The 21442-nt window shown below is 66.4% G+C and carries 16 protein-coding genes; 2 read left to right on the top strand and 14 right to left on the bottom strand.

Features of this window, described 5'->3' with window-relative positions; all coding sequences use genetic code 11:
- Positions 1-101 precede the first annotated feature (101 nt).
- The 11 genes from ACQP0P_RS23905 to ACQP0P_RS23855 all read right to left on the bottom strand — a co-directional run bounded on the left by ACQP0P_RS23905 (position 102) and on the right by ACQP0P_RS23855 (position 14953).
- Positions 102-1037: a hypothetical protein gene (locus ACQP0P_RS23905; protein ID WP_433381130.1), complete on the bottom strand. Its 936-nt coding sequence runs from the start codon at positions 1035-1037 to the stop codon at positions 102-104.
- 5 nt (positions 1038-1042) lie between these two features.
- Positions 1043-1693 carry an NADPH-dependent F420 reductase gene (locus ACQP0P_RS23900; RefSeq protein WP_433381127.1) on the bottom strand — a complete coding sequence of 217 codons (651 nt, stop codon included), beginning with the start codon at positions 1691-1693 and terminating at the stop codon, positions 1043-1045.
- A gap of 92 nt (positions 1694-1785) precedes the next feature.
- Entirely contained in the window at positions 1786-2226 is a 441-nt protein-coding gene (locus ACQP0P_RS23895) for an acyl-CoA thioesterase (protein ID WP_433381124.1), read from the bottom strand.
- The gene (locus tag ACQP0P_RS23890; protein WP_433381120.1) at positions 2223-7826 is read right to left on the bottom strand and encodes a type I polyketide synthase; all 5604 of its coding nucleotides are present in this window, start codon (positions 7824-7826) and stop codon (positions 2223-2225) included. The genes ACQP0P_RS23895 and ACQP0P_RS23890 overlap by 4 nt, the downstream gene beginning before the upstream one ends.
- Positions 7827-7832: 6 nt before the next feature.
- Positions 7833-8774, bottom strand: a complete 942-nt coding sequence (locus ACQP0P_RS23885) for an enediyne biosynthesis protein UnbU (RefSeq protein ID WP_433381117.1) — start codon at positions 8772-8774, stop codon at positions 7833-7835.
- The gene (locus ACQP0P_RS23880) at positions 8771-10684 is read right to left on the bottom strand and encodes an FG-GAP repeat domain-containing protein (RefSeq protein ID WP_433381114.1); all 1914 of its coding nucleotides are present in this window, start codon (positions 10682-10684) and stop codon (positions 8771-8773) included. Before ACQP0P_RS23880 ends, ACQP0P_RS23885 begins: the two co-directional genes overlap by 4 nt.
- Complete coding sequence (locus ACQP0P_RS23875) at positions 10681-11595, bottom strand: DUF1702 family protein (RefSeq protein ID WP_433381111.1); 915 nt, start codon at positions 11593-11595, stop codon at positions 10681-10683. Before ACQP0P_RS23875 ends, ACQP0P_RS23880 begins: the two co-directional genes overlap by 4 nt.
- A 341-nt stretch (positions 11596-11936) precedes the next feature.
- Entirely contained in the window at positions 11937-12347 is a 411-nt protein-coding gene (locus ACQP0P_RS23870) for an SRPBCC domain-containing protein (protein WP_433381108.1), read from the bottom strand.
- Positions 12348-12450: 103 nt separating this feature from the next.
- Positions 12451-12789 (bottom strand): ArsR/SmtB family transcription factor, encoded by a 339-nt coding sequence (locus ACQP0P_RS23865; RefSeq protein WP_433381105.1) that lies wholly within the window; start codon positions 12787-12789, stop codon positions 12451-12453.
- Between the two features lie 226 nt (positions 12790-13015).
- Entirely contained in the window at positions 13016-13720 is a 705-nt protein-coding gene (locus ACQP0P_RS23860) for an ArsR/SmtB family transcription factor (RefSeq protein WP_433382029.1), read from the bottom strand.
- A gap of 66 nt (positions 13721-13786) precedes the next feature.
- On the bottom strand, positions 13787-14953 hold the full coding sequence (locus ACQP0P_RS23855; protein ID WP_433381102.1) for an NAD(P)/FAD-dependent oxidoreductase: 1167 nt from the start codon (positions 14951-14953) through the stop codon (positions 13787-13789).
- Positions 14954-15163: 210 nt separating this feature from the next.
- On the opposite strand from ACQP0P_RS23855, the gene ACQP0P_RS23850 reads away from it, so the two are divergent.
- Together ACQP0P_RS23850 and ACQP0P_RS23845 are read left to right on the top strand one after the other, a co-directional pair.
- Complete coding sequence (locus tag ACQP0P_RS23850; protein ID WP_433381099.1) at positions 15164-15829, top strand: ArsR/SmtB family transcription factor; 666 nt, start codon at positions 15164-15166, stop codon at positions 15827-15829.
- Entirely contained in the window at positions 15826-16116 is a 291-nt protein-coding gene (locus ACQP0P_RS23845; RefSeq protein WP_433381096.1) for a sulfurtransferase TusA family protein, read from the top strand. Before ACQP0P_RS23850 ends, ACQP0P_RS23845 begins: the two co-directional genes overlap by 4 nt.
- A gap of 288 nt (positions 16117-16404) precedes the next feature.
- Here the strand turns inward: ACQP0P_RS23845 and ACQP0P_RS23840 are convergent, their stop codons facing one another.
- The 3 genes from ACQP0P_RS23840 to ACQP0P_RS23830 form a co-directional block, all read right to left on the bottom strand.
- Complete coding sequence (locus tag ACQP0P_RS23840; protein WP_433381094.1) at positions 16405-18387, bottom strand: hypothetical protein; 1983 nt, start codon at positions 18385-18387, stop codon at positions 16405-16407.
- Between the two features lie 433 nt (positions 18388-18820).
- Positions 18821-20305, bottom strand: coding sequence for an IS1182 family transposase (locus ACQP0P_RS23835; protein ID WP_433381091.1), 1485 nt, complete (start codon positions 20303-20305; stop codon positions 18821-18823).
- Positions 20306-20530: 225 nt separating this feature from the next.
- Positions 20531-21370 (bottom strand): IS5 family transposase, encoded by an 840-nt coding sequence (locus ACQP0P_RS23830; RefSeq protein ID WP_433381088.1) that lies wholly within the window; start codon positions 21368-21370, stop codon positions 20531-20533.
- Positions 21371-21442 lie beyond the last annotated feature (72 nt).

The raw sequence follows: 21442 nt of genomic DNA, 5'->3' as shown, positions 1-21442 counted from the left end.
GCATGATCTCACCGGAATACGGCGATCACCTTGGCCCGAAGCTTCAACGGACAGGGATCAGTGGTAGCGATGGTCGACGGCCGGCGTGTTCATGGTGATCATCACTGGGAGTACCAGGGGATGATCGGGTACCAGATGACTCCGGTACGAGCCAGAAGCCTGACATCCCAGTAGAGGAACGTGAAGACGCCCGCCACCAGGAGCGCGGAGGCGGTGACCAGTGCGGCGCGCCCTGGCTTGGCAGCCAACCAGCGTTGCACGCGGCCGCCGGCCACGACCGCCAGGAGGAGGAAGAGGAGCGAGAGGATGACGATGTTCCCGAGTGACTGTACGACGAACGCCATCGCGCCGTACAAGGGGTTGTGGCTGTTGGCCACGTCTCGGAACAGATGCCGGTAGAGGCCGAACGGCCTTCCGATGAGGAAGGCGCCGATCAGCAGCCCCATGAGAACGGATCGCGCGTGCGGGTGGCGTCGGGAGATCTTCTCCATGGGATCCTTCACCAGCCCGATCGTCGCCAGGCCCAGGTAACACAGGACCAGCCCGATCACGCCGAAGACCACCATGGACTGGATGAGGCGTGGGGACAGACCCGAAGTGACCGTGGCAGTGGAGTACTGCGGCATGGAGGTGCCGAACAGGGCGGCTGTCGCGCCGTAGCCGGCCGAGACGGCGGCCATTCCCGCCACCAGCCAGGCCAGCGGCGGCAGCGCCTGCAGGATTCGGCCTTTCACCGACTGCTTCTGGCTCAGGAGGGGAGCGACAGCTCCGAGCGCCGCGATGTTACAGGCCGTGAAGGTGCCGCCAAGGCCACTGGCGAAGGCGAAGAGGACACCCGACATGATGCCCGCGATGGGAGCGTCGGTCTCATGGCCGATGATCGCGCTGGTGACCCCATCGCCGATCACCCGGTCGACGAAGGGGGCCGACCAGAGGATGGTCAGCATGAACCCCGCCAGAACGCTGACGCCGATCACCAGTCCACGCCGTGCGGGTACAGCCGGCGCGGTGGTGGGGCCGGTTTCTGTGCTTGCCACAAGCCTTATTCCTTTCCGAATTCAAAGGGGTCTGCCGAGACGATGGCCGCTCGTCCGGCATGGGTACGGTCGGTCTGATCGAGGCGGAGAAGACGGAATCCGACCGCGTCTCCCAGCCCTTCCTCGCTCCCCAATCTGCGCAGCAGTTCGGCCAGCCCCTCGATCCATTTGCTGTTACGTAAGGGACCGGCGTCCGCCACGTCGAGTCCGAGCCGGCGAAGGACGTATGTCACGCACTGTTTCGCGGCGAGATCGTCACCGGCGATGGGCACTGTCGGCGCCGGCCCACCTCGGGGGAGCATCCGCAGCCTGCGGGCCGACACGCAGTTCAGCGCCTTGACGATCGGGCACTTCGGAAAGAGCCCGGCGATCATCTCGCCCGCCGAGTCGTGCGGTGAGCCGCCGAGGTCGGCCGGCGCGGGATTGGATACGTCCACCACGATCTTGCCGACAAGGTGGTCGTGGATCCGTGGAGCGATCTCCCGCCGGCTCACCTCGAGGCTCGTCGCCAGGATCACCAGCTGTGCTTCGAGGGCGACCATCTCCAGAGGGGCCGCGATCGCACCAGGAATGGTGGAGGCGAGGCGTTCTGCCGTTCTTCTCCTTCCTCCCGCCAGAAAGACGGGAAATCCGCCGTGGCCCAGCAGCCTGGCCACCGCCGTTCCCATAGCGCCGCACCCCACCACCCCTAATCTGGGGGAATGCGAGCGCCGGGCCTGTTCTGCCATGGGCACATCCCTGCTGGAAGTCACCGTCGTTCCGCGGGTGGGGCGTAGGCCTCGAGCGCCTGGAACAGTTCGTGCGGCACGTCTGTCGAGACCAGCTCTCCGTCGACCCGCTTCATGCAGGCGACGGTCTGCATTCCGCGCGCGATGAGTTGTCCAGGACCCGAGTTGAGCCGGAAGTAGTCGAAGGCCATGGCGATGCGGTTGAACTCGATGCTCCGTAGTGACATGCGCACCGATACCTGATCGAAGGCCACCAGTTCCGCGAAGTACTCACAGGAGCACGACACGGTGACGAGTGCGAGGTCGACTGCCAGCCGTTCCACGACGCCGGGGGCGTGCGCGGCGAGAAAGCGCTCCCGGCAGGCTCCTTGCCACATGAGGTAGTTGGCGAAGTAGACGTTGCCCACGAGATTGGTGTCAGCGAAGGTCACCATGTGCTCGTGCGCGAAGTGCTGTTTCATGGTCCTCCTTTCACCATGACCGAGACCGCGATCGGTCGCGTGGCGCCGTCGACACGGATGACGGCGGAAGCGATCTGGGTGGACCCACTGCGCAGAAGCACCCACCCCTGTTCGAAGGCTCCTTGAATGGTCAGCGGTGCCTGCGCGATCGCCTGACCCCGCTTCGACAGGCATTCGCGTACTGTCCACAACCGAGCGAGGGTGTGACCGTCCGGCTCGGCGGTCAGCATCGCGATCTGCTCGCGCTGTCCGGCCAATGCCGGGATCCGCACCTGCTCGCCGCCCTCGGGTTCGACCCACTCCCAATCGCAGGCGAGTGCCGCGGATCCACCGACGTGCAGCATCCATTCGTCAAGATGGCTTCGTCCGGCGGCCTGATCCGGGTCGGCATTACGGGAACCGGTTCGGCCTCCGGCTTTTGGCGCCACGTGCACCTGAACGGGGCTGGCCGGCAGCAGCGCTTCGATGCTCCTTTGCAGGTAGGGGCCCAGAAGCACCGGCGGCCACGAACGCGGCTCCAGCGGCCCGATGTCGCGTAACCGGAGCCCCCGCCAGCTCGCAACGGCGGCACCCCCCGCATCGCGAACGGAGACGTCGTAGACGTGTTCGAGGCCCTGGCGCGCTCGCTCGACCGCGGAGAGCACGAGCTCATCGGCCGGCACCGTCTCGCCGCTGACGATGAACGTGTCGCATCCGATGGGCAACAGCCGCCGGTTGGGCACGCATGCCTGCAGCACGTGGATGGTGGCATCGTTCAGGGTCGGATCGCCGAGGACGGGAGGGCCGGCGAGGCTCCACCGGCGTCCGGGGGCTAAAACGGCGACGCAGGCGGTTGCTTCCAGGTGCTCGTACCTGCGCAGGCGCTGAAAGAGCAGGCCGTGGAAGAAGGTGGGACCGTACAGGTCGCTGCCGTCGTGGACGGGAAGAGGTAGCCCCGGGCCCTGCACGACCTCGGCGACGGAAGGGGGAGGCGCTTCGAGGTCGACACGAGCGGAGAAGTGGTCCACGGCGTAGCCGCTTTCGTCGCTGCGCAGGACGACATCGATCGCACCCGACTCGCTGACAAGAGCGCAGATCCTGATGGTTCGGCTGCCGTCGTCCGGGATGATCACCGGCCGATCGAAGCGGCAGTCGGTCAGCCCGCCGATCACTCGGCCCGAGACCCTGGCCGCGGCCTCGGCCATCGCCTCCATGGCGCAGACCGCTGGAAGGATCATGAGGCTGTCGAGCCTGTGGTCCACGAGGTACGGATGCCGCTCCGCGTCGAGGTCGGCTTCCGCGATCAGCTCCACACCGGGAACCAGAGTCCGGATCCGCTGAACATACGTCGCCGGCGTCTGTGCCCCCTCCACCTGGAGGTGCGGCAGACGTCCGCTGACGACCACGGTCGGCTCCTGGATGGAGGACGACAGGAGTTGCCGCAGCAGGTCGATGCCCTTGTCGACCGGAACGGGAACCACCCCCGACCGCAGCAGGCTGTCCAGCACATCCAGGCGCTCCCCCATGCCGGCCCCCGACCACGCGGTCCAGTCGATGTTGAGGACCAGGCAATCCGGCAGGTCTCGCGCCAGGACGCGGGCGAGCTCGCGCATGCGGCCATTGGCGAGGGCGTAGTGCGCCTCCCCCGGCAACCCGAAGCGGCCGATGACCGACCCGTAGGTGACCAGCAGCCTCAGGCGGGTGGTGTCGAGCGTGGCCAGGATCTCGCGCAGGCCGTGGTGCTTGGGGGCGGCGTGGTCGATGTAGTCACTTGGGGCCAGGTCCAGGAAGCGCCGGGGTAGGTTGATCCCGCTGCTGTGGACCAGGGCGGACACAGGCCCGTACGCGGCTGTGACGGCGTCGATGGCCTGCTGTACGGACGCTGGATCCGTGACATCGGCGCTGAGGTAGGTGTGACGCACGCCCGCCGTGGTGAGGGCGTCGAAATTGACGCGCAGCTCGTCGTCATCCTCAGGGGTGCTGCGGCCAAGAAGGACCAGCCGGCTTCCCGCCAGCCGCCCCAGCGCCAGGGCGGTCTGGAAGCCGATCCCTTTCCCACCCCCGGTCACGAGCACCAGGTCCTCTGGCCCCAGAGGGAGCTCTCTCTCCACAGCGGGCGCCGCGGGCGCGTAGACGACGGTGTGAGCCTTCCCCTCGTCATCGACAAGAAGCTCGGGATGCCTGTCCGGATGGAGGTGGAGGATCCGGCGCACGGCTTCGGCGGCTTGGGACGACCTCACGCCGATCCACCGGGCCACCTGGTCGGGATGCTCCTGGCGGATGGTCGCCAAGAACCCGGTCGCGGTGTCTCCGTGATCGACGACGGTAAGAGGGCGGAGCTCTTCCACCGCTGTCCTGGCGGCATCGATCAGAGTGCTGATGTCCTCGTCCGAGGGGTCCTCCGGTAAGAAGACGAGCTCGGCGTCAGGTTGCCGGTCGTCGATGTCCAGCCGCGGCCCGAGCTCCCCCCGTAGTGGGCCGGTCCCCCATACCCGCCAGGTGACGTCGACCTGTTCATCGGACAGGATCGCGAGCTTGCGGCCGGGCAGCAGGAGGCGGTGCCAGGGCGCCACTCCTGCGATATTCGGACCATCGCCCTCGTCATCGCCGGCCGGAGGCAGCGCGGCCACGTACCGGGCGAGCTCTGCCAGTGACACGTTGGCCAGGACGAGCGGTTCGACGGGTACGGCACGCCCGCACGCGGTCGCCGCCTGCGCGGCCAGCTGGACGACGCGCAAGGAGTTCAGGTGGAGATCGCTGAGCAACCGGTCATCGTCGCTGATGGCGTCCGGCGGCAGCTCCAGCGCGAGAGCGACCAGGTCCCGGACCACCTCAGCCGGATCCAGGTGAGGGTCGGCGGTCGTCTCAGTCGCGGACGTGGCGGCGACGGCAGGCAAGGGACGCGAGGAGGGGGCTTGCTCGCAGGGGCTTTCGAGGAATTGGGGGTCACGCCAGAGGTCGAAACCACGGTGGAAGCGTGCGGAGAACAGGGGGCGAAGATCGTCGGCCACGCCCAGCGCGTGAAGGGCGGCTGCGACCTGACTCAGGGCAGTGCTGGACGGCGAACCCACATCCAGCGAGAGCGCCGGCACGCCCGAGAGCTCGCCCGCCGGCGGAGCCAGGGTGTGACCGGGACCGATCTCCACAAGGAGATCGCTCGCCTGGGCCAGAGCGGACACCGCTTGGCGGAACAGCACCGGAGAGGTGAGCTGTGCGCTGAGCAGGGCGGGCAGATGTGTCGTGTCGCCCAGGTGTTCGCCCGTGATCGTGGAGTAGACCGGGCGGACAGGACGCTCGAACGCGACCCGCCGCAGGTATTGCTCGAATATCGGCTCGGCCGACCGGAATGCCGGCGAGTGGAAACCATGGCTCACCTTCAGGCGCCTGGCTCGGAGGTCGCGTTCCTCGCAACGGCTGATGACAAGGTCGACATCCGGTATCGGACCGGCGACCACGTGCGCGTGACCGTGGTCGGCGGCGATCACCAGTTCGGTGCCGTCGATCAGTTGAAGCGTCAGATCCCGGTCAGCGGCGACGGAGAGCATGCCGGTGTGCGGCGTGCCGTGCTTCCCCATGATGCGTCCGCGCTCCGCGGCGAGCTCCACCGTCTCACGGACGTCCAGGGCTCCAGCCCAGTGGAGGGCGGTGATCTCCCCCAGGCTGTGCCCCACTGCTCCACGGGCCACGACGCCGAGCCTGTGCAGCCAGCGCAGCCCGGCGAGCGAGGCTTTGACGATGGCGGGTTGTGCCAGGGCCGTGTCAGCCGGCCCGGTGGTTGGAGTATGGGCTGCGAAGAGATCGTCGAGGCCGGGCTGAACGACGCCGAGGGCGCCCGGTCCAGCGGGGATGGGGGCCCCTTGGCCGGTGAAGACGAGGCCGAGGCGGCCCGCCTCACCGACTCCGACGGCGACTCCGGGAGCTGTGCGGAGCGGGCCGTCCTCGTGGTCGGTCAGAAGTCGTGCGGCCTGTGATATTCCCTGGATGAGCCGGCCGGGGCTCGTGGCGACGATACCGGCCCGAAACGCTCGCACCGAACCGGCGTGTGATTTTGCGAGGGCGGCCGCGAGGTCGATCTGCTCGGCGAAGGAGATGCGGGCGGCGACCTCCCGAGCTCGCTCGAGCTGCGTGAGCAGATCCTCGCGAGTGTCCGCGGCGAAGGCGAAGACCTCGGCGTCCAGCGGGTGACTCGCGAGCCGCCTCTCCTTGGGCGTGAACGCCAGGCGCCTGCGGGGGGTGGCGCCCTCGAGCACCACATGGGTGTTGATGCCGCCGAAGCCCGTGGCGCTCACCCCGGCACGCAGCGGTATGCCGTCCGGCCATGTCTCGGGTTCGTGGACCACCCTCAGCGGGACGTCCTGGACCAGAAGCGACTCGTGCGGCTCCGCGCATCCCGTGGTGGGCGGGATGATCTGCCGGTGCAGAGCCATGGCGGCCTTGAGGAGCCCGGCGACTCCCGCGGCAGCCTTGGTGTGGCCGATGTTCGCTTTGATCGAGCCGAGCGCGGCAGGTATGGTGATGCGCTTGCCGTCCTGCGCCTCGATCAGCGTGGCGATCTCCACGGGATCGCCCACCGCGGTTCCTGTGCCGTGGCCCTCGAACAGCGCCACGGACTCAGGGCCGAACCCGGTGTTCTCATAGGCTCCCCGGACCGCCAGGAGCTGGCCGGCCTTCTCCGGCCTGGTGATTCCGCCGCTCCCGTCAGAAGACACGCCCCAACCGCTGATCAGCGCCAGCGGGGTGCGCCCCGCCGCGAGCGCGTCCTCGGCGCGCATCAGGACCACCATGCCGCAGCCTTCACCGGGCCAGAACCCGGTCGGGTCCGCGTCGTAGATCCGCATGTCTGTTGTGGCCAGGGCGCCGGTCCGCGCGAAGCCCACGAGCTCGAACGGGTCGAGGCTCAGATCCACGCCTCCGGCGATCGCGACGTCCATCTCGCCGGCGCGCAGGGCTTTGGCCGCGGTGATGACGGCGAGCAGGGATGAGGCGCAGGCGCCGTCCACGGTGTACCCGCCGCCATGGAAGTCGAAGTGGTTGCAGATCCGCCCAGCGATGGTGTTCGACAGGCCACCGGCGAGGCTCTCGTCGTTGGGCTCGGGGAAGGGGCTCTTGAAAGCCTGCTCGAAGTCAGCGACGAAGCGAGCCTGCCGGTCCACGTCCCAGCCCTCCTCGGAGAGGGCCTGCTGCAGCAATCGCCGCACGTACGGCCAGCGGAGCCGTAAGCCCCCTGCCCGGCTGAACTCCCCGTTCATGGTGTTGCCGATGACCACGCCCACGCGGTCGCGCTCGAGTCCTCTTCCATCGGGATGGCCGGCGGCCATGAGCGCGTCGGCGGCCACCTCCAGGGCCAGCCAGTGCGTCGTGTCGGTGACGCGGTACACCGAGCCGGGCACCCGGAACCTGGACCGGTCAAATGACCATCCCTCCAGCACGGCGGCATACTTCGCGTACGTGCCGTCCGCCTTGCCCGCGACCTCGCTGGAGTAGTCGTCGAGGTTGAGCCGGACCTTGGGGATCGGCCGAAAGGCCCTCCTGCCCGCCACCACCAGTTCCCACAGCTGGTCGATGTCCTCAGCGTCCGGATACCGGCACGATGCCCCGACGATGGCGATGGGGTCGTCCATAGCAGGTCACATCCTGTTCGCGGCGGGCCCGATGACCAAGCCTGAAGCGGCGATCGGGGTGGCGAGTTCCTGCTGTGCCTCCTGGCTGGGCTGCCGTAGCGACACGGCTGCGAGTGCGGCGCCCCGGATGACACAGACGATGACCAGGGCGAAGAACAGCCCGAAGGCGATGTGCACATGCACCAGAAGGCCGTAGACCGTCGCGGTGGCCACCCCGAACAGGACCTGCCGACCCGGCTTGACGGGCGTCGTCCCAGGGTCAGTGATCATGTAGTTCGTGAAGAGGATGAAGGCGGTCCCTGTCATGACGGTCAGCGCCGTCACCGTGGCGGTGCCGTCTATGGCCGTCCGGATGACGGCCTGAGCCGCGAACGCGCCCACCCAGCCGAGGATCAGCGGCATCTTCTTGGTGAGCATCGCGTTGAGCATCGTGCCCGAAGCCAGGATCAGCACGGGGATGATCCAGTCGAACGGTCCGCTGACCCACTCGGTGAAGTGATAGGGCGGAGCGATCCCGACCCAGGGGAACAGCAGCAGCACGACGACAATGCCGAGGTTGGACGGGTTGAGTACGTGCTTGTAGGCCCCGCGCAACCTGACCCTGATGAGGTACTTGCTCGAGATCGCCACCACGACGGCGAACACCACCGGCATCAGCCTGTCGTTCGCGTATAGAAGCATCGCGCAGGCGAGAGCGCTGATGTGCGCCGGTAGCAGGAAGTCGACGAGGCCGCGGAAGTCGCCGGCGTACTTGGCGGGCCGGCCGTTGGTCACGGCGTCGACCTTCTCAAGTCCGAGTTCAAGAGTGTAGGCGACGGCCAGAGCGACGATGGGCGTGGCGTACGCCTGCTCGAATCCGAGCACCGTGTGCCCGAGGATGTTGAAAGCAGTGATGGAGATGGCGAACCGGCGTAGCGCACTCGTTCGGAGGTCTGGCTTGCCTGTCATCGGGTGATCTCCCGTACTGATCCATCGGTGTTGAGCAGGAGGGTGCGCCAGCCTGGCGCGAGCTGCAGATCGGCGTTGTGCCGTGCACCGCAGATGTCGCGCCATTGGACTGTCACTTTCGCGACCGTGGTGGCGTCGGCCAGGCTGAGCATGGCCTCGGGAGCGGAGACACCCGCATGACCGTTGGCTGGATACAGCTGCGCCGTTCTCACTCCAGCCGCGCCTGACCGCACGGTGACGGTCGCTCCGATGGCCGGAGATGTGGTGCTGCGTTCGGGGCCCCGGCACTGCGTCGTGGGGCGGACGAGTCGCAGACCGAGGAAGGGACGGGTGGTGCTGCGGGTGTTGCGGAAGTAGTGGGACTGGCGCCATTGATTGGCCACCGCATAATCCAGGCGTCCATCATGGTCGGTGTCGGCGAGGGCCAGTCCCCGGCTGGGTCCTCGGTTCTCGACACCTAGCTGAGGGGCGAGGTCGATGAAGCGGCCGTCCGGACCCTTGACGAAGAATCTGTTGGGGTTGGATCCCGAGAGGTCGTCGGTCGACGTGAAGCGCGGCCACATCGCCGGGTCGATGAGCAACTCGTCGTTCGTCATGGCCAGTTCCTGCAGTTCCGGCCAGCGGTTGGCGGTGCCCTTGATGAAGCCGGTGGCCTGGATGATCTGGGTCTGCCCGTCTCCCGCGAAATCGCCGGTCTTGATGTCCCAGCCCCAGCCGGAGCGAGAGATACCCAGCGGCTCGCTGTGATCGTCGTAGCGGGCCGTCCGCCCGTCGAAGATGTTCGTGCTTGTGCTGACCCACGCGAAGTTGCTCTCGTGGAGTGCGAAGTTCTCGGTGATATTGCTGACCACCATGTCGGGAACGTCGTCCTGGTTCAGATCGGGGAAAGCGACACCCATCCCCTTGAAGGAGTCCAGGCCGAGGGTCTTCGACTTGGGAGTGGTGAAGTGCCGTACGCCTTCCATGAGCTCGAAGCGCGGACGGCCCGGCATGGAGACGTTCTTCAGCAGGCGGTCAGGGCCGAAGTCGTTGGCGACGTACAGGTCTGGAAGCCCGTCGCCGTTGAGGTCCTGAGCGCCGAGGGCGAGCGTCCAGCCGTTCTCCATCTCCGGTGAGAAGGCCGCGGCGGCCTCGGTGAACCCGGCTCGCGGAGCGCTTCCGTCGCTTGCGTCCTGCCAGAGCAGCAGCCGGTTGTGGCCGCCGTTGTATCCGCCGGACATGGAGTCTTGCATCTGCAGTTCGGACTGCACGGCTTTCGGGTCCAGCACTCTGGCGCCGTCAGGGAAGTAATTGCCGATCACCATGTCGGTGTGACCGTCGCCGTCGAAGTCGCCGAGCGTTACCGCGTTGGTGTTCCAGACCTTGTACGGCTGGATGAGTTCCTGTGGCACGAAGGACGCGGCTGCCAGCGGGTCAGACGTACGGAGGTAGAGAATCGGTGAGCGTCCCCAGAAGTAGACGAGCGTGTCCGTCTTGCCGTCTTCGTTGTAGTCGCCGGGAACGCAGCCCATCGGCGCCATGGTCGCGTCGTAGGCCAGCCCCACAGGCTTGAGTTCGAAGGGAGCGAACCTGTTGCCGGTGCCGGGTACCGGCTGCAGGCGCACCGACTCGTCACGGGGATCGACCAGGCAGATATCGTCCGAGCGGCCGTTCGCGTCGAAGTCGGCGAGCGCCACGGCCGCGCCCAGCGAGGAGATCCAATGATCGATCTTCTGGTATGCGGGCGCCACCGTACGGATGGCTCGGGTGGTGGCCGCGGTGTTCAGTACGTGCTTTTCAAACGAGAACCGTTGCGCGACCGACGCGACCGTCTCTGGAGAGGCCTCGGGCAGCCGGGACAACTGCCAGCCGGATACGACCAGCACGAGCGCGAGAATCTGCGCCAGGCGAGGCTTGAGACGATTCTTCACCGTTCTTCTCCTCCCGAGTGCAGGGACCATGCGTGGCGGGTTTCGGCGCGCCAGCGCTCGTAGGTTCGTGGACTGTCCGTGCCCGTCTTGACCACGGCTAGCGCGGCGTCGGTCCATGAAGCCGCCACTTCGGTTTCCGCTCCGGTGAGGAGCTTGACCGAGGTCCCCACCTCAGGGGGGACGACTCCGGACACGTGGTGAGCCTTGGCGGCGAAGGCCGCCCCCTGTGCGAGATGGTCGTGGTAGCCGTCACAGACCTGCAGCAACTGGTCGAGGACGTCGGCCGGTTGGGCTCCGGTATAGCCGGCTGCCAGGCCGATGCCCGCCCAAAGGTCGGCGCGCCGATCTTTGGGAAATCCGCCGATCACCTCGGCGATGCGCGCAGGAGCGGCCCCGGTGTAGAACCACAGCGCCCGTCCGACTCCCTGATCGCGGATGGAGAGCACGGCACCTGTCGCGGAACGCTCCACATGGCCGGCGAAGACCGCTTCAGGCCGGAAGAAGGCCTGGTGGAAGCCCCAGCCGTCCCATGCCAGCCACCGCAGAACAGGCTGGTGAGCCCGGATCGCGGTCCACGGGCTCACGTGGAGGCGGGCGAATGCCCATCCGGCTCCCACGTGTATGAGGTGCACGTAACGCCGGCCCGAATGAAGGTGGAGGCGGGCGAGTCGCCGGCCGCCGGTAAGGGTGATCAGGTCGAGTAGGGCCGCACTCATCGCCGCGCCCTCGAACGCGAAACCTCGAAGCCCCGGACTCATGCCGGAGAAGGTCAACTCCCCCGGCCTGCCGGTGATCATGGCGTTGTAGCCGGTTACGAAGCTCCGCACAACGGCGTCGAGTTTGGGCTGTACTGCGGGAGACGCCGGAAAGAAGCCACGTCCGACGAGATCGAGATCACCGGGATCGAGCATCAGTGGTCGGCGCAGAAAAGATCGTATGAGCGAGTTCGAGTTGGCCACCGTCCATACCCCATTGCCAGAGAGGGAGGTCTGGAAGGCACCAAATAACAGTCATCTTCGACTGTCAACAAGAATCTCGACAGGTAAACCACTACCAGCGGGAACAAATTCTATAAGAATCTTTTGAATAATGCACAGTCGCAGCGCGACTACAAGACGCACATGTCATCCACAATCCAACAGGTGGCGAAAGCGTGCACAGTGGAGCGCTCCCATAAGGTAGGCCGGCAACATTCCAGCAACAAGAGAACTTCCCCTTGGCAGACCATGCCAAGGGGAAGTTCGATCAAGAACTAGGCCGACAGTTCCGCTTGGAAGCATCCCAGTATGAAGGGCCAGCCGGTCTGGTGCGCCAGGTAGGAGTCCATCAGCAGGGGGGTGAGGTTCTCCCATCCCTTGTGGGTCATCTCGACGCGAGTCAAGGCGGGACCCAACTCCTTGAAAAGAAGTTCGATTTCCGTGAAAACGGGGCCCTGAATCACTTCCCACGTAAAGGCGACCAAACGCGGGGGGTCCCAGCGGAGAATGTGCCCCCAGTCCCGTTCTTCGCCATCATCCAAGACTTCGTAAATACGGCCTCCGACCCATTCTTCCAGGCAGACGTCTCGCACTTTTCCTGGCTCTATTGCGAACGAGTCAACCGGCCACCAGGTCGCAAGTTTTCTGGTGAAAGTACCGAAGGTGCGGCTTTGGTCCGCCTCCACGTTGACAGCATGACGGATCGGCTCTACTCCGGTCCCAGTCGGGCTATTCATCGGCGTGACCTCTGTAGACGTCGGGACGACGCGCACAAGTCTGCCAGATCGCTCAGCCGACCGCCGTCTCATCGCGCGCTCCAGCATCAGTGCCCTCAACGGATTCGCGAGCCTTCATCATGCTCTCCCGCCACAACGATTCGACCACGTCCCGAAGCTGGCCAAGGGCATCCTCGCTGGCCCGATAGATCCGCTTCGTACCATCACGACGTTCGATGATCAAGCCTGCGTCCTTCAGCACCTGCAGATGCTGAGAAACCGCCGACCGCGTCACGTCGAAGTGCTCCGCGATACGGCCGGCGGGTAGCTCCTCTGTGGCGACAAGACGCAGGATGGCGCGTCGCCGCGGCTCGGCGATTGCGCGCAGCACCTCGTCCAGGTCTCCGCTCATGATGTTGATCCTAGCCAGCGGGTGACGGAAGGCTCACCGTAGAAGGGGGTCGCGACCACTTCCAGGTGCGTTCGGCCGGTGTATGCCGGAACCCCGGCCGTTTGCGGGTGTCTCACCATGATGCACCTCGCACCCGCCCACCAGCATCGATCCTGATGCCGGTACAGCCCGATCTCCCGAGAGTAGGCTTCTCCTTTCGTTAGCGTCAACTGTCACAAGGGGCCGGCTATCCTCCGGGCGCCATCGATCTCGCGTATTCACGCGGTCGTAGAGGGCGCGGCCGCCGCACGACGGACTGGCCGGTTTGGATCGGAAGGTGTTGCAGCCGCCATTCGAGCATGCCCTCCTCCAGCGGCCGGGCGCAACGCCCGTGCGCCTTGAGCAGCCAGACGGCCTCGGTGGCCAGGAGGCAGTGTGAGCTTCGGCAGTAGGTGACCACTTCGACCCCGACCGGAATCTCGTCCATCCTGACGCGTAGTTCTTCGAGCGGAATCGAGACCGCTCCGGGGATGTGAGCAGAGACGTACTCAACGGCGGGCCGCACGTCGATGAGCATCGTCCTTCCGTCACCCCGTCTCCGGAGGAGTTCCTCCCTGGTGATGACAGGGTTCGGCGGGATGGTCCGCAGCGAGGTCATATGGGTGACCTCCGGCTCCAGTGCGCGTTTCCTTGAGACCTTCCGCAGGTTCGCGTACAGAAGAGCGACATCTTCTCCCGCCAATCTGTAGTAGATGCGCGTGCCCTCCCTCCGACTGCACACGAGCCCTGTGTCACGCAGCACCTTGAGCTGCGCGGATGTGTTGCCAATGGGTACCTTCGCCGCGCCGGCCAGATCCTCGACGCTGCGTTCGGCCTGCGAGAGCAGGTCGAGCAAGTGAAGCCGGACAGGATTCGCCAGGGCCTTCGCCACACGGGCGAACTCTGCGAGCATCGTGGTCACGTTGTCAGAGGGCATCACTACCGTGCCTTTTCGCATCGAGTTTGGAGTTGTGCACCGCTATGAATTCCAGCGCTTGAGCCAATCGGTCTCCTGGGCGGCCTTTTCCTCGTGGAACTCGGCTGAAGGTTCGTAGAGGGTCACCCTGGGCGCAGGCACGGCGAGGAATTCTCCCTCCCCCTTGGCGGCCAGGTGATCCCCAAGTTCGATGTAGCAGGAGCCGAGGCCCCCAAACCATGGCTCTGGTGCCTCGTAACCGAGGTGACGAAGCACCCCGTTGGTCACGACTTTCGCGGCCTCCTCGGCGAAGACGGCGGCCTTGGGAAGCGGCTTGCCGTTGGGCAGGGTCAGCGACGTCACGTCGCCCAGTGCCCATACGCCGTTCGAGTTCGTGGCGAACGTCCGAGCGTCTACCGGGATCCATCCTGCAGGACCCAGCGACGTTCCCCTCACAGCGGCGGGCGGCCGGTGTGGTGGCGCTACAGCCAGGAGGTCGAAACCCTCCCGGCTCCCGTCGGCGAAGACAAGCTCGCCGGCCCCGCCGTCGACGCGCTCGATGGTCCGCTGCCCGTGGAAGCCGATGCCGTGTGCCGTCAGCATGTCCACAAGGGCCTGGCCGACGACTGGTCCCGCTACGGGCATCGGCAACGGATCAGGGGTGTAGGTCTCGATCGAGACATTGTCCCGAGCGCCGGTTTCCCGCAGCAGATCGGCGAGCAGCAGGGCCGCTTCGAAAGGCGCCGCGGGACATTTGAAGGGCGTGGCGGCCACGAGGACGGCCAGGCGCCCGCCACTGAAACGCCGCACTCTGTCCTGCAGCCAGGCGGAGCCCTCCACCGTGTAGAAGTCCCCTGCCTGCCCGGCTTCGAGCGCTTTCGTGAGCCCCGGGACCGCGGAGGGCGCGAGATCGGCGCCGAGCGCGATCACCAGGGCGTCGCAGGAGAACTCTCCCGCGTCGGTGACGACCTTTCGACGGTCCGGCTCGATCAACCTGACCTTCGCCTTGACCATCTCGACTCCGGGCAGCGCGTCCTGGCCGGGGCGCACCGTGATGTCGGCGGCCGTGCGCCAGCCTCGCAGCACCCACAACATGGACAGGCCGAGAGCGCCTTCGAAGGTCTGGTCGATGAGAACGACCTTGTCTGATCCGGGGAGTCGGTCACGGAGTTGACTGGCGACGTTGAGCCCGCCGACTCCGGCCCCGAGGACGATAACTGTCTTTGCCATGGTGCAGAGCTCCCGTCGACTCGGACGTTGGTCTCCTGGCTGCACGAGCACGCGTGGGCAAGCCCAACCGAGGCCGCCCGAGGACGTGCCGGACCAGCGCGCATGTTGCTGGCTACCGCTTGACGAAGCAGTGAAAGACGAGGACATGGGGCTACAAGAACGCTACAATCCTCCATGGATCCATTAATCCATTGCTCCTTGGAGGATTATATGGTGGGAGACCCCAGCAGGAAAGCCTCCCTTTTTGACCAAATCGCCCGTGTTGGTAAAGCTCTTGGTCATGGCAAGCGCCTGGAGCTCCTTGACCTGCTGGCCCAGGGAGAAAGAAGCGTTGAGGTCTTGGCGCAGACCGCCGGCCTTGGCGTGACCAGCACGTCCGCTCACCTTCAGACACTGAAACACGGAGGGCTCGTCTCCACCCGGCGCGACGGGACGAGGGTGCTCTACAGCCTTGCGGGCAACGACGTCGTCGAGCTCTACGCCCGGCTGCGCGATGTGGCGGCGACACACCTGGCTGACGTGCAGGCGGCCGTCGCGGCCTATCTGGGAGAACACACCGAAGAGGTCACCCGCGAAGAGCTGCTCGAGCGGGTGGCATCCGGCAACGTCACCATCCTGGATGTCCGCCCCAAGGAGGAGTACGATGCGGGGCACATCCCGGGATCCGTCTGCATCCCGATAGACGAGCTGCCCGATCGCCTTAGTGAACTTCCGGCCGACGCCGAGATTGTGGCGTATTGCCGCGGCGCCTATTGTGTGTTCGCGCCGGAGGCGGTCCGCCTCCTCAGCAGCAACGGGCTGCAGGCCCGGCGGCTGACCGAAGGGATGCTCGAATGGCAGGTCGGCGGCTTGCCCGTGGAGACCAGCGACCAGTGAACGACGGCCCCGGCATCAGCGTCTTGGACGGTGGCCACCGTTCCTGCGTGGTGCTCCTGATGGAGCTACGGCGCCACGTCAGTGCCATCGCGCCCGGCGACGTGGTGCATCTCATCGCACACGATCCGGCCGCGCCTTTGGACTTGGCGGCCTGGTGCCACCTGACCGGGCATACCTATCTCGGTCCGGTCCCCGGCGACCAGCCCACCTACGCGGTACGTGTCGAAGCCGACGCCCTGGCGACCGCTCCCCGCTCTCCGTGGCGGCGTGGCCAGACGCCTCCATGAGTTTCCGTGTGTGCAGCGCCGGCAGTTCTGCCGTTTCGTCGCCCGAAAACCCGAGACGGACGAGCCGATACTGCCTTCCCTCATCCATCTCAACCTGGAGCCCCTGAACGGGGTCCCGGTAGTAATCAACGAAGTAGGCCTCCCACTCGGGTCCGCGTCACCCGGGGCAAAGTAACTCTGGGTGACGACAGAGACGGGGGTGCTCTGCTGACCGTGGCCGCAGCTCCTAGGTAGATCACCCTGTCAGTGGCTGCTGAGAGGGCGTCAAGGTGGCCGCTTCTGGTCGCGTCATTGGCGGGAGAGTGCGCGAGTGAGGCCTGCCAGGATGGTCGTTGCGAGGATCCACCCTGCAGTGATCATCGCCGCGGCGAGCCACTGTTGTGCGCCGCGCGGGCCGAAGGCGCTCTCCTGTCCGAAGCTGATGATCGGGAGGAGCAGGTCCAGGGTGTAGAGGAAGGCGTTGAAGGAGGGAGCCTCGCCTGGCTTGAAGGCCGGTGGCTGGTGGGCGGTGAAAACGACCGTGCCGATAAGGAGAAGGGCTGCGAGCCAGAGCGCAGCGCGGAAGGGTCGGTAGCCGTACCCGACGGTCCAGTCCTGCACATATCCCCACAGCCGTGCCCCGAGCCGCCGCCCCGAGCGGCGGCGACGCTGTTTGGCCAGCAGCACGTCCCGAGCAGCCTCATCGTGGCCCTGCCGGCGGTAGACGGCGGCCAATTGCTCATAGGGTTGAGGTTGGTAGTCCTCCCTGGCCAGCCAGTCAAGTCGCTCCTGGACAGGCAGGGGAGCCTCCAGGCTGTCATAGGTGAAGCCGTTCATCAGGACGTGAGCAGGCCACCGGCTGGGAGCGTCATCGAGTACGCCGACCCGACTGTGGCGAAGGTCGACGGCCCGCAGCAGTTCCGTCTGGGGCCCGATCTTCAGCGAAGCCGCTTCTACACCACGAAGGTGAAGGTCACCGTCGATGGTGGTCTCCGCAAGGCACAGTGTGGCGGCGATCCGGGAGTTCCTGATCGAGACGTCTCCCGTGGCCGCGAAGCCTTCGCAGCAGTCGATGCCCCCGCCCGCGATCACCTCCCACAGGGACAGAACCCGCCCGCCGGGATTACTGAGGGCGGCACCGTGAAACTCCAAGCTGCCCTCGATTCGGGCGTTGATGAGCACGATCTCCCCGTCGGCACGGAAGCCTTCGCTGCAGCTGAGCCTGCCGGTGACCCCCAGCCGACGCAGGGAAAGCGCCGTCGCACCCGGGTTGGACAACGTCCCGCCGTCGAGGTTGACCGATCCGCGGACCTGGGTGGAGTCCAGAAAGACCTCTCCGTTCGCCACAAAACCTGGTGTGAGCCGCAGTCCGCTGCCGATCTCCATCAGCGGCGCGTTCAGCGCGCGTCTTCCCGGATTGGCGAGGCTCGCCTGCGCGAAACGGAGCGAACCAGCCACGCGGGCTCCGCGCAGAAGGACTTCACCTTCGGCCGAGAAGCCGTCATCGATGCGCAGCCCGCCCTCGACGCTGAGTCTCTCCGCGTTCAGGGCGATGCCGTCCGGGTTGGACAGCTGGGCTCCGCTGAAGACGCACCGGCGCCCTATCCGGGCGTCCTGCACGCTCAGCTCCCCCCAGGAGTGGAAACCGCGGGCACACGACAACCCGCCGTCGATGACGACCCCCTCGGCGGTGAGGCTGAAGCCGCCTGACCGCCCGACCCGTGCGCCATCGAGGGTCATCGTCCCGCCGATCCTGGCGCCAACAACGCGTAACTCACCGTCGATGACGGCGTTCGCGCACAGAAGATCACGGTCGACAATCAGGCCGTCGGCATGGACGGCCTGAAGTGCGTGGATCGCTGCGCCGCTGAGATTCAGTGTCCCGGACACGTGGGCCCCGGCGAGTTGGATCGGGCCGGCCATCTCGCAGCCTTCCAGGCGCAGTGCCCCGCCGATCACAGCGTCTACGGCCTGCAGTCCGGGTGCCCGGGAGGCCGCGAGGTCCACCAGGCCGGTGCGGGCTCCGGTGAAGACCGGCGTTTCCTCGAACTCGCACTTGGTCAAGATCAGAGGGTGTTGCATCTCGGCGTACGACAGGTCCAATCGGCCCGCGATCCGGGCGCCGGACAGGTGTATACCGGGCGTCTGCCCTTCAAGGCGTTCCCGGGCGCCGAGCAACATCCTTGCGATGATCGCAGCCCGAACGGGGGTGCCGGGAAGATCCACAGGACGCGCTGTGGGAAACGCCTCCCAGAGGGCGAGTTCCGGCTCGGACAGATCCTCGATGATCACAGGGCACTCCTGGAAGGTCGTACGCGTCGTTAAGGAGAGCCTCCAAGGTCACCACCTGTCTTAGCAACCTTCATGTTTCATGCCCGGCCCATCCCTTGGATCGCAAAGTGCGCGATTCGCAGAAATGACCGATTGTGCGAGGTCAGGGTTTCCCTCGTTCGACGAGGCGTTCGCCCAGGTCACCGCTCGCAGAACTCCTCTCACAACCGGAACGTTCTGAGAGGGCGTTTGATTTGCGTTGTTTGCCCTAGGTGACTGGTGTTAAGCGGGTCGTCCTGAACGTGCTGCCGCATGGGGTGGCCCGCTCAGCCCCGCCTTGAGTTCTCAGTCAGCGCGTGCCTGACCCGTTCGAGGTGAGCGGTGTCGTCCCGGTGAAGCCGGTCTGGAACGTCTGAGCCGGCCACCATGTAGTCGCCTCCCCTCTTCCCGCTGGTCAGACGGTAGCCACCGTCCAGCTTCCGTGAATGGTGGAGGCGACACCAAGGACGCCCAGACGTGCGAGGTTGACCGCGGCGGCCGGCAAAGAGAAGTCGGCGTCAATTTTGGCTCGGCCGCGCATGCGGGCACGGCGTCCGCCATGGCGTCGGCGGAGCATGTGAGCGAGCTTGCGTTCGACCTTCGGGCGAGTGGCGCGGTAGTCGGCAAGCCAGTCCGGATCACGGCTGTCGGCCCGGCCCCGCGCCAAATGCCCTTCATGGGGGCTGATCGTGATGACGCGGCCGTCCCTGGCGGTGGTGCACCGCGCGGCCAACGGGCAGGCCACGCAGGCAGCGCCGAAGCGGGCCACCGCACCCCCGTCGCTTTGCGGCCGGATCTCGACGCTCACCCGGTTCGGACAGGTGACCTGCCCGGCATCCAGATCGATGGTGAAGACGTCCTTGCTGAAACGGCCACCCGATGCGTTGGCCGGCTGCACCTTGACCATGCTGATGATGTCACCCTCGGCCGGCTCGGCCGGCTCGGCCGGCAGCGGCCCGGTGCCGTAGGCGGCATCACCATAGACCTCGGCCCGCCTGATCTCGGCGGGCGCGGTCTCGGCGGGCGCGATCTCGGCGGGCGCGGACAGGATGTCAGCCGGCAGCTCAGCGGCAGGGCCGGCATCGCCGACGTTGCCCGCGCTCACCACCGTGGCGGTGATGATCTCACTGTCGGGATCGTCAGCGATGTGACCCTTATAACCGTCAAAGGACCGGCTGACGCTCTTATGGCCGTGCCGGGCCTCAGGATCGACAGTGGAGATGACGCGGTCCTTGGCCACCTTGCGGGCGATCCGCAACACCCCGCCCTCACCGCCCACCTCCAGGTCCTGTCCGAGCACCGTCGCCGGCAGGCGCGCCGCCTGGGCCACCTCCTGCTCCAGCGTGCGACCATCAAGCACGGCCGGCAGTGCGTATCCGTCCCCGGCACGCGAGTCGACCAACGCCTCCCGCTCAGCGGCATCGGTCCAGTCGATGACCGGCTTGGCCATATCGGTGTAGGCGTCCGCGCTGGAGATCATCGCCCGCAGCTCGGCCCGAAGCACGTGATCGGCCGCGCGCAGCAGCCCACGAACCGCCGAACGGATCAACGTGACGGTGTCCTGGGTCGCCACCGCATCGTAGATCGGCGTACTGTCCAGCACCCGCCTGCGGCCGGCCAGCCCGGCCTGGGCCGCCACCTGCACCGTCCGCTCGAAAATCCGATTCGGCCGCTCAGAGGCGGCCGGCCTCGCGCGCATGTCCACCAGCACGGTGTGCACGAACCCCGGATGGTCGAGGTCCAGCCCGCCGGCGGCGTACTTCCACCGCACATCGAAGGCGAACCGCTCCACCGCTTCCCGGTCCGACAGCCCTTCCAGCCGCTGGAGCACCATGACCACCGCCACGATCATCGGCGGCACCGAGCGCCGGCCGTCCTCAGCGAACAGGTCGGCGAACATCTCATCGGGGAACAGATTCCCGCACTCGCGGTGCAGTACCGCGTAGATCGAGTTCGGCGCCGGCCGGCCCTCTCAGAAACTCACCGTGGAGGAGAGCAACCCCGGCTGCGTCGGAGTCTGGCCCACTGCCATTCCTCAACCTCTCCCCGCTCCCGGTGACCAACAACGATCACCCTGGCACACGAGGAGAGGTCACCGCGAGATCGCCAGAAAAACACCAGTCACCTAGTACGTCCCTCGCCAGGTTGGTGTGGCTTCGTCGGTTATGCGCTTGCTGGTGTTGTCGATCATTGCGATGTGGATCATGGCTTCGGAGCTGGCGGGTAGGGTCTCGTAGTCGCGGGCCAGACGGCGGTGGAGCATCAGCCAGCCGAACGTCCGCTCGATGACCCAGCGGCGTTTGAGGACATGGAAGCCCTTGATGTCGGAGTTGCGGGGAACGACCTCGGCGTCGATGCCCAGAGCGGCGGCGTGTTCGGTGAACTGGTTCTTGAATCCGGCGTCGACCCAGGTCTTGGTGAGCATGGGGTGGTCGGCTTTGGCCTGGTCCAGCACCTGCATACCGGCTTGATTCTCCGAGACCGAGGCGGCGCAGACGGTGACCGCCAGGAGCAGGCCGAGCGCGTCGGTCGCGACGCTGCGCTTGCGACCCACGATCTTCTTGGCCGCGTCCGTGCCCTGGGTCGTGGTCGGCGGGTTGGTGGAGGTCTTCACGCTCTGGGTGTCGATGACCGAGACCGTCGGCTCCGCGTCGTGCCCGGCCTTCACCCGGGCCAGGCCGGTCAGATCCTGGTTGAGCTGCGCGAACATGCCCTCGTCGCGCCAAGCGGCGTAGTAGGAGTAGACGGTGGCGTGGGGCGGGAAGTCGTGCGGCAGGTACTTCCAGGCGATTCCCGTCCGGTTGACATACAGGATCGCGTCGAAGATGTCACGGAGGTCGGTAGGGGCAGGGACTCCAGTGGGACGTCGGTCGAGCCGGACCTGCCGCCAAGCGGTCAGGGTCGGTTCGATCAGCGACCAGCGGGCGTCAGAAAGATCGGAAGGGTACGCGCGTCGGGGGGACATACCTGAGCCTTACGCTTCGACCGCCATGGCTCTCCGCACCTGTCGAAACACGGCGCGTCCCGGGCAAGCCCA

This window comes from Streptosporangium sp. CA-115845 (genome assembly GCF_050943795.1).
Lineage (GTDB): Bacteria > Actinomycetota > Actinomycetes > Streptosporangiales > Streptosporangiaceae > Streptosporangium.
Note: the sequence above shows the minus strand (reverse complement) of the source record. Positions and strands in the feature narration are given on the sequence as shown.

Coding starts and splice junctions, on each gene's coding strand:
- ACQP0P_RS23850 (WP_433381099.1), top strand. CDS start 15,164: ATGGTGGGAGACCCCAGCAGGAAAGCCTCCCTTTTTGACCAAATCGCC.
- ACQP0P_RS23890 (WP_433381120.1), bottom strand. CDS start 7,826: ATGGACGACCCCATCGCCATCGTCGGGGCATCGTGCCGGTATCCGGAC.
- ACQP0P_RS23835 (WP_433381091.1), bottom strand. CDS start 20,305: ATGTTCGCCGACCTGTTCGCTGAGGACGGCCGGCGCTCGGTGCCGCCG.
- ACQP0P_RS23865 (WP_433381105.1), bottom strand. CDS start 12,789: ATGAGCGGAGACCTGGACGAGGTGCTGCGCGCAATCGCCGAGCCGCGG.
- ACQP0P_RS23875 (WP_433381111.1), bottom strand. CDS start 11,595: ATGCTCGATCCCGGTGATCTCGATCTCGTCGGACGTGGCTTCTTTCCG.
- ACQP0P_RS23855 (WP_433381102.1), bottom strand. CDS start 14,953: ATGGCAAAGACAGTTATCGTCCTCGGGGCCGGAGTCGGCGGGCTCAAC.
- ACQP0P_RS23830 (WP_433381088.1), bottom strand. CDS start 21,370: ATGTCCCCCCGACGCGCGTACCCTTCCGATCTTTCTGACGCCCGCTGG.
- ACQP0P_RS23885 (WP_433381117.1), bottom strand. CDS start 8,774: ATGACAGGCAAGCCAGACCTCCGAACGAGTGCGCTACGCCGGTTCGCC.
- ACQP0P_RS23895 (WP_433381124.1), bottom strand. CDS start 2,226: ATGAAACAGCACTTCGCGCACGAGCACATGGTGACCTTCGCTGACACC.
- ACQP0P_RS23860 (WP_433382029.1), bottom strand. CDS start 13,720: ATGCTCGCAGAGTTCGCCCGTGTGGCGAAGGCCCTGGCGAATCCTGTC.